10 protein-coding genes are annotated in these 12,962 nt (G+C 39.1%); 6 read left to right on the plus strand and 4 right to left on the minus strand.

What is annotated here, in order from left to right; all coding sequences use genetic code 11:
- Positions 1-137 precede the first annotated feature (137 nt).
- The 3 genes from acnB (at position 138) to I6F40_RS15295 (ending at position 4,813) form a co-directional block, all read left to right on the plus strand.
- Positions 138-2,735 carry a bifunctional aconitate hydratase 2/2-methylisocitrate dehydratase gene (acnB, locus tag I6F40_RS15285; protein WP_007579986.1) on the plus strand — a complete coding sequence of 866 codons (2,598 nt, stop codon included), beginning with the start codon at positions 138-140 and terminating at the stop codon, positions 2,733-2,735.
- A gap of 200 nt (positions 2,736-2,935) precedes the next feature.
- Complete coding sequence (locus I6F40_RS15290) at positions 2,936-3,568, plus strand: 2OG-Fe dioxygenase family protein (protein ID WP_008167256.1); 633 nt, start codon at positions 2,936-2,938, stop codon at positions 3,566-3,568.
- A 9-nt stretch (positions 3,569-3,577) separates the two neighbouring features.
- Positions 3,578-4,813, plus strand: a complete 1,236-nt coding sequence (locus I6F40_RS15295; protein ID WP_166378281.1) for a cysteine desulfurase-like protein — start codon at positions 3,578-3,580, stop codon at positions 4,811-4,813.
- An 18-nt stretch (positions 4,814-4,831) separates the two neighbouring features.
- Here the strand turns inward: I6F40_RS15295 and I6F40_RS15300 are convergent, their stop codons facing one another.
- The gene (locus tag I6F40_RS15300) at positions 4,832-5,536 is read right to left on the minus strand and encodes a 2OG-Fe(II) oxygenase (RefSeq protein WP_197193180.1); all 705 of its coding nucleotides are present in this window, start codon (positions 5,534-5,536) and stop codon (positions 4,832-4,834) included.
- Positions 5,537-5,569: 33 nt separating this feature from the next.
- On the opposite strand from I6F40_RS15300, the gene I6F40_RS15305 reads away from it, so the two are divergent.
- Together I6F40_RS15305 and I6F40_RS15310 are read left to right on the plus strand one after the other, a co-directional pair.
- Positions 5,570-5,968 carry an acyl-CoA thioesterase gene (locus I6F40_RS15305; protein ID WP_024593444.1) on the plus strand — a complete coding sequence of 133 codons (399 nt, stop codon included), beginning with the start codon at positions 5,570-5,572 and terminating at the stop codon, positions 5,966-5,968.
- Between the two features lie 143 nt (positions 5,969-6,111).
- A complete protein-coding gene (locus tag I6F40_RS15310) occupies positions 6,112-6,627 on the plus strand; it encodes an RNA polymerase sigma factor (protein WP_166378287.1) in 516 nt (171 codons plus the stop codon).
- A 79-nt stretch (positions 6,628-6,706) separates the two neighbouring features.
- Here the strand turns inward: I6F40_RS15310 and I6F40_RS15315 are convergent, their stop codons facing one another.
- From I6F40_RS15315 to I6F40_RS15325, 3 genes are read right to left on the minus strand one after another with little or no spacing between them, the layout of a single operon-like run.
- A complete protein-coding gene (locus I6F40_RS15315) occupies positions 6,707-7,591 on the minus strand; it encodes a metallophosphoesterase (protein WP_166378289.1) in 885 nt (294 codons plus the stop codon).
- 59 nt (positions 7,592-7,650) lie between these two features.
- Positions 7,651-8,742, minus strand: coding sequence for a hypothetical protein (locus I6F40_RS15320; RefSeq protein ID WP_166378291.1), 1,092 nt, complete (start codon positions 8,740-8,742; stop codon positions 7,651-7,653).
- Positions 8,743-8,801: 59 nt separating this feature from the next.
- Positions 8,802-11,498 carry a TonB-dependent receptor gene (locus tag I6F40_RS15325; RefSeq protein ID WP_166378293.1) on the minus strand — a complete coding sequence of 899 codons (2,697 nt, stop codon included), beginning with the start codon at positions 11,496-11,498 and terminating at the stop codon, positions 8,802-8,804.
- 433 nt (positions 11,499-11,931) lie between these two features.
- Between I6F40_RS15325 and I6F40_RS15330 the strand changes: the two genes are divergently transcribed.
- Entirely contained in the window at positions 11,932-12,906 is a 975-nt protein-coding gene (locus I6F40_RS15330) for an aldose epimerase family protein (protein WP_166378295.1), read from the plus strand.
- The last annotated feature ends 56 nt before the right edge of the window (positions 12,907-12,962 follow it).

The following is a 12,962-nucleotide window of genomic DNA, read 5'->3' on the forward strand; positions in this document are numbered from 1 at the left end:
TCAGTTGCGTAACTGGATGGATTTTCATCTATCCATAAAAGCTTTATAATTACGCGTTAGAATACTATGAGTATTGGGTAACTTATTTGCGCTTGAAGCGCTACCGGATACTTTCACGTCACCAAGAGGGCAATATTGTGCTACAAGAATATCGTAAACACGTAGAAGAACGTGCCGCGTTAGGTATCGTACCAGCGCCATTAGATGCTCAGCAAACTGCTGATCTTATTGAATTAATCAAAACTCCACCTGCAGGTGAAGAAGAATTCATTTTAGATTTGTTCATTCAGCGTATACCAGCAGGTGTTGATGATGCTGCTTATATTAAAGCGGGCTTCTTAGCAGCTGTAGCTAAAGGTGAAACTAATTCTCCACTTGTTTCTAAAGAAAAAGCGGCAGAATTATTAGGTACAATGTTGGGCGGTTACAATATCGCACCAATGATTGACCTACTTGATGACGAAACACTTGCACCAATCGTAGTTAAAGGCCTTTCAAATACATTACTTATGTTTGATGCGTTCTACGATGTAGAAGAAAAAGCAAAAGCAGGTAATACATTCGCTAAGCAAATTATTGAGTCTTGGGCAAATGCAGAATGGTTTACTAATAAGCCAGCTGTTGCTGAAAAGATCTCAGTTACTGTATTCAAAGTAACTGGCGAAACAAATACTGATGACTTGTCTCCTGCACCAGATGCATGGTCTCGTCCAGATATCCCACTTCATGCTTTAGCAATGCTAAAAATTGAACGCGATGGTATTACACCTGATAAAGCGGGCGAAGTTGGTCCAATTACTCAGATTGAAGAATTAAAAACTAAAGGTTTACCACTTGCTTACGTAGGTGATGTTGTTGGTACGGGTTCTTCTCGTAAGTCTGCAACTAACTCTGTACTTTGGTTTATGGGCGATGATATCCCGTTTGTACCAAACAAGCGTGTTGGCGGTGTATGTTTAGGTAATAAAATTGCTCCAATCTTCTTCAATACAATGGAAGATTCAGGCGCATTACCAATCGAATTAAATGTTGATGAACTCAACATGGGCGAGCAAATCGACATTTATCCGTACGAAGGTGTTGTTAAGCAACATGGTACTGATAAAGTGATTTCTACTTTTGAGCTTAAATCTGATGTGATTTTAGATGAAGTTCGTGCTGGTGGTCGTATTCCACTAATTATCGGTCGTGGTTTAACTGATAAAGCGCGTACATCTCTTGGCTTAGGTGCAACTGATACATTTAAAGTACCAACAGCAACAGAAGTTTCTGATAAAGGCTTCACACTAGCGCAAAAAATGGTTGGTAAAGCATGTAACGTTGCAGGTATTCGCCCAGGTCAGTACTGTGAGCCTAAAATGACAACTGTTGGTTCGCAAGATACAACAGGTCCTATGACACGTGATGAACTTAAAGATCTAGCATGTTTAGGTTTCTCTGCAGATTTAACAATGCAGTCATTCTGTCATACATCAGCTTATCCTAAGCCTATCGATGTAAGCACTCACCATACGCTTCCTGATTTCATCATGAACCGTGGCGGTGTTTCACTTCGTCCAGGTGATGGTATTATTCACTCGTGGTTAAACCGTATGTTATTACCAGATACCGTAGGTACTGGTGGTGATTCACATACACGTTTCCCATTAGGTATTTCATTCCCAGCAGGTTCGGGTGCAGTAGCATTCGCAGCAGCAACTGGTGTTATGCCGCTTGATATGCCTGAATCTATTTTGGTTCGTTTTAAAGGCGAAATGCAACCAGGTATCACTCTACGTGACCTTGTTCATGCAATCCCTTACTACGGTATCAAACAAGGTTTATTAACAGTTGAGAAAAAAGGTAAAATTAACGAATTCTCTGGTCGCGTACTAGAAATTGAAGGCGTTGAACACCTAACTGTTGAGCAAGCGTTTGAATTATCAGATGCATCTGCAGAGCGTTCGGCAGCAGGTTGTACTGTTAAGTTATCTAAAGAGTCTATCTCTGAATACCTAGAATCAAACATTGTTATGCTTAAGTGGATGATTTCTGAAGGTTACGGTGATGTACGTACGATTGAACGTCGTATTACTGCAATGCAAGATTGGTTAGCTAACCCAGAACTAATGGAAGCTGACGCTGATGCAGAGTACAAGCATATCGTTGAAATTGATTTAGCTGAGATTAAAGAACCTGTTCTTTGTGCTCCAAATGACCCTGATGATGCGCGTCTTCTTTCTGATGTTGCTGGCGAGAAAATTGATGAAGTATTCATCGGTTCTTGTATGACTAACATTGGTCACTTCCGTGCTGCTGGTAAGTTGCTTGATGGCTTTAAAGGTCAACTTCCGACTCAGCTTTGGGTTGCTCCACCTACTAAGATGGACAAAGACCAACTTACAGAAGAAGGTTACTATGGTATTTTTGGTCGTGTTGGCGCACGTATCGAAACTCCAGGTTGTTCACTATGTATGGGTAACCAAGCACGTGTTGCAGATAAAGCAACGGTTGTGTCTACCTCTACACGTAACTTCCCTAACCGTTTAGGTAATGGCGCAAACGTATTCTTAGCATCATCTGAGCTTGCTGCAATTGCTGCAATCATTGGTAAATTACCAACAGTCGCTGAGTACCAAGAATATGCTGCGAAGATCAATGCAACGGCGTCAGATACATACCGTTACTTGAACTTCCACCGCATGCCTGCTTACACTAAAAAAGCAGACAACGTGATTATTCAACAAGCTGTATAATTTTTAGAGTTTGTTTAAAAACCCGCTTAGGCGGGTTTTTTATTGGCTAAAATAAATATTAGATAGTTCATGCTTCTTTTTTTATATTATTGTATTAAATCTAGTCTTAAGTTGCTTTTAAAGTAAGTAATCGCGCAAAAAATCCTATCAAAATGCATTAAAATCCTCATCAATATTCTCATTATTTTAGGCGAGATTTTATGACAGCATTAAACAACCAGAATTTACTGCAACTACGTTTTGTTAACCAAGCAAATATTGATTTGGTTAAGCCTTCTTTTGATAACCTGCCTGCAAATCCTTATGCAGATGGCGCCTTTCGTAAACGTCGTTACTCAGTAGTTAAAATGCAAGATGGTGAAATAAAGCTACAGCAAGCCAAAGCATTTGTTCAAGACGATTCAATTAATACTTTTCAAGGTAATGTAGAGCGTACTTACGAAAACTTAGAGCAAAGTTTACTTGAGTCAGAAGGCATGAAAAGCATTGTAAATGAGTTTCGCCAACTTACCGGTATTGATGAGCAGCGTGATATTGAAATACATCAGTTCCGTATGCTTGCAATTAACAGCGATACGCCGGCAGCGCCAGAAGGCGTGCATCAAGATGGTTTTGACCATGTATGTATATGCGGCGTTTCTCACGAGAACTTAGAAGGCGGCGAGCTACTTGTATACGAAAACAAGCAAGCTGAGCCTTGTTTTAAAATGGAAATAAAAGACGGCATGTTTGCATTAATAAACGACCGTCAAGTGTGGCACAACGCAACACCTATGAACAAAATTGATGCTAGCAAACCAGGTTACCTGGATTGTTTTGTATTAACGTCTTAAGGAATAAGCATGAACATAACGCAATTACGTGAGCAGTTTCCTGCATTAATGCAAAACGTTGATGGTAAATCGCCAATATTCTTAGATGGACCGGGTGGCTCGCAGGTACCAACATCGGTGCTTAATGCGATGACAGCTTATTTAGGTCGTTATAATTCGAACCTAGGTGGCGCGTTTTTTTCTAGTGATAAAACGGTTGAGTTGATGGCTAATGCGCGCCAAGCCGCCGCTGACTTACTTAATGCACCTAGCTCACAACAAATTGTGTTTGGTCCAAACATGACCAGCCTAACATTTAGCTTTAGCCGTGCAATTTCACGTGACTGGCAGGCTGGCGATGAAATAATTGTAACCAATGCCGATCATTTCTCAAATGTATCGTCGTGGCAACAAGCCGCAGAAGATAAAGGCGTAAAGGTAAATACAGCGCTTATTAACGAAGCAGATTGCAGCTTAGATATGGCGCAGTTTGAAAGCTTATTAAACAGCAACACTAAGCTTGTAGCGGTAACTTACGCTTCAAATACCACAGGTTCAATTAATAATATTAAACGTATTGTAGAGCTTGCTCACGCTGTAGGCGCACTTGTTTATGTTGATGCCGTACATTACGCACCGCACGAACTTGTAGACGTGCAAGCGCTTGATTGCGACTTTTTAGCCTGCTCTGCATATAAGTTTTTTGGCCCGCATTTAGGTATGGTTTACGGTAAAAAAGAACATTTAGACGGGTTTACACCTTATAAAGTTGAGCCAGCTAAAGACGTAGCACCAGGCCGCTGGGAAACCGGCACACAAAGCTTTGAAGCCATGGCGGGTTTTATCGCAGCTGTTGATTACATTGCAGCAATTAGCGAACTTGACGATAGCCATTCACGCCGCGAAAAGCTAAGCATAGCTTTTGCTAAAACTAAACAACACGAAATGGCGCTTAGTGAGCACTTTTTAACGCGCTTGGTAAACTACCCACGCATTAAGTTGTTTGGTATTGATGACTTTGATCGCTTAAATGAGCGTACACCTACTTTTGCTTTAATTTTTGAAGGGCTTGAGCCACGCGCCGTTTCAGAATTTTTAGGTAAGCAGCATATTTGTGTGTGGGATGGTAATTTTTACGCGCAAGGTTTGTGCAAGCAATTAGATGTGCTTGATAAAGGCGGTGTAGTGCGCATTGGTTGTATGCACTACAACACCATTGAAGAACTAGATCAGTTGTTTAATTTATTTGATGAACTGCTAGGTTAATCATATCGTTTTGGTGCGCTAACTCTTTGGCGCACCATATATTTGTTCTGCACGATTAAACAACACCCACGATGTTAAAATATACTTATCGTTTGATACTGGCTTATTGCCTCTATGAGTATGCGTAAAGTAGCCAGGCGCTATTACCATAGTGCCTTTTTTAGGGCTGATTTTACGGTTTTGATAATAAAACTCCGTTTCACCGCCTTCATCAACATCGTTTAAGTAAAACATAAATAACAACACGCGATGCAAAGCTTCGTTGTGCTGTAGCTGCGGATAAACTTCACTGTGCCAGTAAGGGTAGCCACCTTTGTTTACTTCGTATTTTTGCGCTTGAATGTTACCGAGTCTAAAAATTTGCTGAACTAAAACGGGTAATTGCGGTTTACCCACTTCTTCGAAATTCTCTTGGGTTAAATCGACTACTTCACCTGTTTTTGGATGATAAACCTTTAAGCTAAATGCCCCAATCATCATAAAAATATGCTCTTCAACATACTTAAAAACATGCTGTGCAGTCGTTTGTTGTATATGTTTTAATTGTTGTGCATATTCAGGGTGACTATTTAAGTGTAGGTCGTGGCTGTCTTTTTTCTTTAAGTCGACACCGCCCGATGTTACCCCTTGTTTTACATGCGGGCTTTGCGCGAATGTGGTAATAAATTCATCGCAAAACTCATCGCTTAATGCGTTATCAACAACGCGTATAAAGTCCGTCATGGTTTACCTTTATATAATTATTATTGGATTTTTATGTTTATTGAAAAAGTGATGCCGCGCTTTAGCGAAACAGATGCACTCGGACACATTAACAATACCGTACTCCCTGTATGGTTTGAAGTCGCACGTGGACCTATTTTTAAGTTTTTTACACCGGACTTAAACCCGCATGATTGGAAATTGATTATTGCCAAAGTTGAAGTGTCGTTTGTAGGCGAATTATTTTATGGCCACGAAGTGACAGTTAAAACCTCTGTAGAGCATATAGGCACTAGCTCTTTCACACTTCGACAAGAAGCATGGCAACATGATAAATGCTGTGCGATAGGTAAGGCCGTTATGGTGAGGTATGATTTTATTGCTAAATCAAAACAAGCGCTTAGCATTGACGAAAAAGCAGCGCTTAACGAGCACATTACTGCTGAGTCATAACTTAGCTAATAAATGACCTTTTAGTGACAAACGCTTGGTTTGTCATATTCTTAGCATAATTGAATGCTAGATTAATCCTCTTAAATACAACAACTAATACAGTTGTTTTTACTTTTTAATTAAGAGGTTGTTAAAGCCATTTTATGATTGTCGAATCATTTTTTGAAAAATTATATACCGAGCACAACAGTGAACTAAACCGTAGAGTCCGTGATTTTTTTGGGGCAAGCCTTAGCGACCATGAGGATTTAGTGCAGGAGGCATTTAGTAATATGTTGTCGCACCAGCATATTGATAAAATAGAGTTTCCGAAAGCTTATCTGCTTCGTTCAGCTATTAACATTGGTTTAAATTATCGTTCTCGTTTTAAAAATACCCAATATTTGTCAGACGACACCCTCGATAATATTGATGAACTACTATGTACACAAGGTAGCCCTGAGGATCTATGTAGCATGAATTTACGAATTGAATATATTTCCGATGCGATGAATACGCTTACAGATAAGCAGCGAGACCTTATAGTACGTAGTCGTATTCATGGTGAAACATATCAACAAATTAAAGTGGCAACAGGGTTTAGCCTAGGTGATATAAGCCGCCAAATGCAAAGTGCTATTGAGCAATTGCATAGCTACATAAGTGCCAAAAATGCGTGACTAAGTTCCCTAGTCACGCTAATCCTCTCCTTGTACGCGTTATTATATAGAGCCATAGGTTATCTTAGTTTTATTGCGGTTATTTAATGGGAAGAACCATTGAAGGCTGCCTCCCTTGACCATTAATTTTAAGTTGGGTTGGCGAAAATTCAAGAGTGCTAAATGCAGTTGTATCGGTATCAAGCATCGCATGAAAAGTTACAAAGTGAATGCCGTCTTTTTTTGCGTAATTACCTACATGGTTATGACCATTAAACCATGCTTTTACGGTTGAATACTGGCTAATAAGGGTTAGCACTTCTTGCGCGTTCCATAGGTTATGGTTGTTCTCAGGAAAAATAGGGAAGTGACTCAGTAGTACAACAGGTTGTTCTTTTACTTGCGCTACTTTTAGCTTTTCTTCTAACCACTTAAGCTGTTTTATACCAATTGCGCCATTCCAATCTTCGTGCCCTTTATATTGAGAGTTAAACAAGGTCATATTTTGTTGATGTTTTTCACTATTTTTAGGCCATGCGTAAGTGCTCACATCGTTGCCATCTAATGCGATAAAGAGCCAGTTGTTTATTTCAAAACTGTAGTAGCGCGATGGCATATTTAAAGTGTTAGTTATGCGCATTTTAAACTTATCATCTACCGAGAATTCATGGTTTCCTAATACATGATAAAGGGGAGCGTTAAGCGATGACGATATTGTATTTAACGGAGTAAAACTTTTAAATTCACGGTCGATAAAGTCGCCTAAATGTAATACACCCGATAAAGGCAGTTGATTAAATTGCTCAACGGCAGTGCTGAACTTTTGAGGGCAAGATGTGTAGTGTCGAGTACCTTTATTGGCTTGTTCTGCATATTGGCAATCGGCAATAACACCTAAAGTAAATGTGTCATTTGCAGCAATTGATGGGCAGCAAACTAAAAGCAATAATAAATTAATGAGGAATGAAACAGTGTATTTTTGCATAACTTTTATCTTTTTATTTAAGTGGCTAGGCAACTAAAGATAGTGACCTAGCTGTTAATTTATTTACTTGAGCGACATTCACGCAAAGCAGATTTCCAATTAAAAAGAGACGAATAAGCATATTGCGCACCTAGATATGCAATTAACTGCCCGCCCTCATTTACTCTAAATCCGCTCGCACCATCAGCGCCAGGATCTGTTGGACCATTGGCACGGCCTAATATGGTTTTCACAGCAGGAGCTGACGTAGATACGCTGAAAGCTGTGTTGTTATTAAAACTTACCGGATAAGCATTCACATGATTATCGCCAATGTTAGCGCCGCAAACAGTACCACCGGTATAAGAATGAACGACAAACCAATTATTGTTACTGTCTTGGACTAGCTGTGCATTTTGACCAACACTGTTACAGTAAGTATTTTTTGCTGTGTTATAGGTGTTTACTCGCTCAAAAGCAGTTATATCTATAATGCCCTCTTGTGGCGTGTTGTATTGAAATAAGCGCTCAGAATCAGCTTTATAAGCGACCCCTTTAGCTTCTCCCATATGATGGAGTATTAACCATGTTGTGTTATCTATTTGAGCAAGCCATACATCGGTAATTTTATTTAACTCTGTTTGTTGTAATTCAGCGGCTTGCCCTAAATCAGTTGTCGCATTAAATTTTCTGACACGTACTTTTATTTCGTTTTCAGAGGCAATAAATAAATAGCCCTCATCTTCATTGTTTGGAGCGGGAAGCCAGGCTATACCAGATGGATGTTGCTCAGAAATACGTATTTTATCGCGTAGAGCTAATGTGCTATTGCTACTAATCTCATCATTGCTGTTGAATGCATTACTGCTTGCATTAAATGTTAATATTTGACCTAAATCACCACTACTTGTTTCTGAATGTGCAATAAAAGCAGTATGGGAGCCATTACTCCATTTATGAGATAGTTCGAATGCTTGGTGATGATCACTAATTTCAAATACGTGATCACTTTGTGTATCTACTTTAAAATCTTGGCAATTACTACCCAAAGAATTAAGCACTTGTGAAATGGGGTTATTTAGCTTCGGTTGCGTATGAAAATCATTGGCTACACAGTATTTTGCAGTTGTTAAGCTGCATATTATTGACACCGCTATAATTGTTTTATTCATCGTTATACCTTTCCTTATGGAATTACTGGCTGCAAAAGCAGCCAGTTTAGAGGTGAGAGCTAAAATTTATACGACATACCTAACGCAAAATTACGGCCACTTTGTGAGTAGGATTGGGTTCTGTGATCGAGGAATTGTCGAATCGCTTCGTCGGTTAAGTTCGTTGCTTCAAAGGTTATTTTTACTTGTTCTGTAATATTCATGAACGATTTAAAATCAACAAACGTTGTTTCATCGTATCCTGCAACAATGTTTTGCTCTGAGCCTTCGCCTGTAATGTACTCATCACGATAAGAGCTCGATACACGCATGCCCCAACGCGGTGTTTCATAATAAAGGGTAAAATTGTGAGACAATTCAGATAAGCCAGGAGGAGTAACGCTGATGCGCTCACCTTCGTTAAATAAAATAGTTTCGCCATCAGCAATGGTTACATTACCGAGCATTCCTAAGTAATTAAATGGTTCTGGTAAAAAATAAAAGTCCATTTGAAACGCAATTTCTAAACCAGTGACATCTGTAGAATCACCATTTATAGGTTGTGAAACGGTAAACTCAGATTGCGCATTTACGCGCGGGTCAAAATCTAAAAACTCTAGAGGGTAACCCGTTTGCTCATAAGGTAGGGTCACTGATTGCTGGACAATAAATGACTCCATATCTTTATGGAATAATGCAATAGCCAAGCTTGACGAATCACCATAAAACTCAAATGATGTTTCGAATGAATCAGCGACAAAACGCTCTAAATTAGGGTTACCAGCACTGATAAATTGATCTGCAACACCCACTTGTCCTGCGGCTTTTAGTTGATCTAAGTTTGGTCGAGAAATATTGCGATTTGCACCAAAGCGTACTAACCAATTATCAGAAATATCAGTAACAACATTTAAGCTTGGTAGTAAATCGGAATAGGTTTTACTAAATTCAATTTGCTCAAAACCTACTCCAGTATTAACTTCCCCGCTCGATGTTTGTTCGGTTTCGTACCAACGTAAGCCTAAGTTACCTCTAATTGGGAAGTTACTTATTTCGGTGTTCCATAAATACTGTGCATAAACCCCAATAGTATCTTCTTCAATTTGATATACAGTACCAGGGCGATTATGAGAGGCATCTAACTCGCGAGAAATTAAACCTGTTGCAACAACACGCTCAAAAGTTGCTTGGTTATTTGCAATAACATAGTCATGTAAAATTGGGATATTTGTTATTTGAAAAACAGCTTCAGGTGAATTTGGGTCATTTTCCCAATCAACACGGTCTCTGCGTTCAAAGCCATCTGATTGATAGTTTTTAGACTGAAGACCAAACTTAAATGAATGAACATCACTAAGTTCGTAATTAAAATCAACTTGATACGTGTTGTATTCATTGCTTATTTCATCTTCACGGACATCAGTTCGCATTAATGCCCACTGGTCAATGTCGGTAATATCGAAGTCGTAAGTATTTTGACCATATTTAGCATTGCGCCAATCAACAGAAAACGCATGGTCGACAGATTCACTAAAAACTTTATCGTTTATAGGTTGCTCAAAAGTAGATTTTGATAAACCAAACATGGTTGTCATGTATAGTTTATCGGTTAGTTCAAAATTACCACTGAGTGATATTTGGTGAAAATCAGTTTCGCCAAAACTTACTTTTGACTCGGTACGTAAATCAAGACCTTCAAATGAGGCGTATACTAAATCGTCACCTTCAATAGCTGCATCAACGAGTAACTGATTTGCCGTCACATCGCCAGTAAATGCGTGTGTGCCCGCTGTTGATAATTGGTTTTCAATGCGATCGTTAGATAGCTTTCCGTATAAAATATCTAAATCAAAAGACATTGCATCAGAAGGTTGCCACTGAAATGCAGCGGTAATACCGGTACGTTTACGTGTATTAGCCCAAGATGCAATGTTATTAGCGCGAGATACAAACACACGGTCATTACCCGTGGCATTGACCAAACGGTTTTTGATATCGGCATCAACTGAATCTGCAACATTATCATCACCAAAGCTCGCTTGTTTCCAAGACCACACATGATAGCCTTCTTCAATTGTATCTACTTCAGAATAAGCAACCGATACGAGCGCACCAAAATTCCCCCAAGTATTTGATAACAAACCAGCAAAGCGAGGGTCTGAATGCTCTGTTCTATCATTATAAATACCTTTTACACTTACAGCACCTTGTAGCCCTTCTTCAGAATTATCAAAAGGTTTTGCAGTATGTAAATCAACAGTACCGGCAATACCCCCTTCATCTAGTGACGCATCATACGATTTATAAACATCTACGCGATTAAATAGTTCTGAGGCAAAAATACTGAAATCAAAATCTCGAGAGCGAGATGCACCACCACGTTGGTCAATACCTGAATCGCTTGTAAAAAGTGCTTCCATGCCATTTAAGCGTGTGCGTGTAAAATTAGGGCCTAAGCCACGTAGCGATATTTGACGACCTTCACCTGAGTCACGCGAAATAGATACACCCGGTACACGCTGTAATGACTCTGCTAAGTTGGCATCAGGGAATTCGCCAATGTCTTCAGCTAATATGCTGTCTTGCGAGCCAATTGCATTTTTTTTGAGTTCCTTACTACGGGCTAGGTTAGAACGGTAGCCTGTTACCGTGATCGCTTCCATTTCCTGCTGAACTTTATCACTTTGAGCTGCATGTATAGGGCTGCTTGCTAATATGAATGTGCCAGATACAGCGCCAACTAATATACTCAGTTTATTAAGTCTAAATGGGATCATAATTCCTTTCTTCTCTCAGTTAATGTTTATAAATACTAAAAACAAAGTGCACACGCAGCGATTAAGCTGGATTAAATGGTGCAGACATCAACTAAACAAAGTAAGGCTGAAAATTTTCCAAATAAAAGAGTGGTTTAATAAAACTTTAACATATGTCGATTGGTTGGATTTTCTTAAGATTATGATTGTATTTATCTTTTTATTTATTTTGATGTGTTAGTTAATTAGGTGTGATTTTTTGGGGGGGGTAAAAACAATAAGTATTTAATTTACTCGCCTTATGTAAATAATAATGGCAGCTGTAAATTTTTGTCGTGATTTTTTAACGCATTTAGATTGAGTTACAAGCGCTAGTTATATACTATTTATATTATATATTGTTGCGCCGTTATAACAGGAAATGTTAATTCGGTAATTTGATTGGAGAATGCGTGTGACATCTATTGCCAATAACCAACCTTTACAAGTTATTCAGCTCAGTGATGGTCAAAATTTAACAGCTGAAATTTTGCCATTTGGCGCGATAATAAAAAGCATTAAATTTAAAGAACAAGAAATGACGCTTAGCGTCGATGATCCTCAATACTATCTTGAAAACCCATTTTATCTTGGCGCTACAGTAGGTCGATACGCTAATCGCATTGCAAAGGGGCGTTTTAACTTATCTGGTACGCAGTATCAACTAGAAGCAAATAACGGCCCTAATAGCCTGCACGGCGGCGTTAAAGGCTTTAATAAAGTACTTTGGCAAGTAACCAAACAAACTGAAAGTGAAGTTGAACTTTATTATTGCTCGCCCGACGGCGAACAAGGTTTCCCCGGTGAGTTGCAGGTTTGGCAAACGATTAGCGCTAAAAACGGCGAGCTTACTCTGCACTTTAAAGCGCTAACTAATAAAGAAACGCTCGTTAACTTTACTAACCATTGCTATTTTAATCTTGATGGTAGCGAATCAATTAATGAACACCTTGTTCAAGTTAATGCCAATTACTATCTTCCTATTGATACAACTAGTATTCCACTTAATGAATCTGCATCAGTCACCGGTACCTGCTTTGACTTTACTAAGCCAGCTCAAGTTGGTGAGGCCTTAAGCGCCGTTCATCCTCAACTAGAAGCTGGAAATGGCTTTGATCACTGCTATATTTTTAATGATGACAGCAGTTTAAAGACGATGGCTACATTAACTTCGCCACACACGAACGTTAGTTTAACCCTTAAAAGTACGCAGCCAGGCATGCAGCTTTATACCGCAAACTTTGTTGGTTCGCCTTTTAAAGCACGGCAAGCTTTGTGTTTTGAAGCGCAAAATTGGCCAGATGCGCCAAATCGTGAAAATTTTCCAAAAGCTAATTTATTACCGGAAGAGGATTATGAACAGGTTATTATTTACTCTTTTTCTGAGTGAATACAGCATTGAAATGTTAATTTAAAGAAAATTAAAAGCAAAAATACGGTGATTAA

The organism is Pseudoalteromonas sp. SWXJ133, assembly GCF_015864365.1.
Taxonomy (GTDB): Bacteria; Pseudomonadota; Gammaproteobacteria; order Enterobacterales; family Alteromonadaceae; genus Pseudoalteromonas; species Pseudoalteromonas arctica.

What these genes read in the sequence shown, in the direction of transcription:
- I6F40_RS15290 (WP_008167256.1), top strand. Translation starts at nt 2,936, where the DNA reads ATGACAGCATTAAACAACCAGAATTTACTGCAACTACGTTTTGTTAAC.
- I6F40_RS15295 (WP_166378281.1), top strand. Translation starts at nt 3,578, where the DNA reads ATGAACATAACGCAATTACGTGAGCAGTTTCCTGCATTAATGCAAAAC.
- I6F40_RS15300 (WP_197193180.1), bottom strand. Translation starts at nt 5,536, where the DNA reads ATGACGGACTTTATACGCGTTGTTGATAACGCATTAAGCGATGAGTTT.
- I6F40_RS15305 (WP_024593444.1), top strand. Translation starts at nt 5,570, where the DNA reads ATGTTTATTGAAAAAGTGATGCCGCGCTTTAGCGAAACAGATGCACTC.
- I6F40_RS15310 (WP_166378287.1), top strand. Translation starts at nt 6,112, where the DNA reads ATGATTGTCGAATCATTTTTTGAAAAATTATATACCGAGCACAACAGT.
- I6F40_RS15315 (WP_166378289.1), bottom strand. Translation starts at nt 7,591, where the DNA reads ATGCAAAAATACACTGTTTCATTCCTCATTAATTTATTATTGCTTTTA.
- I6F40_RS15320 (WP_166378291.1), bottom strand. Translation starts at nt 8,742, where the DNA reads ATGAATAAAACAATTATAGCGGTGTCAATAATATGCAGCTTAACAACT.
- I6F40_RS15325 (WP_166378293.1), bottom strand. Translation starts at nt 11,498, where the DNA reads ATGATCCCATTTAGACTTAATAAACTGAGTATATTAGTTGGCGCTGTA.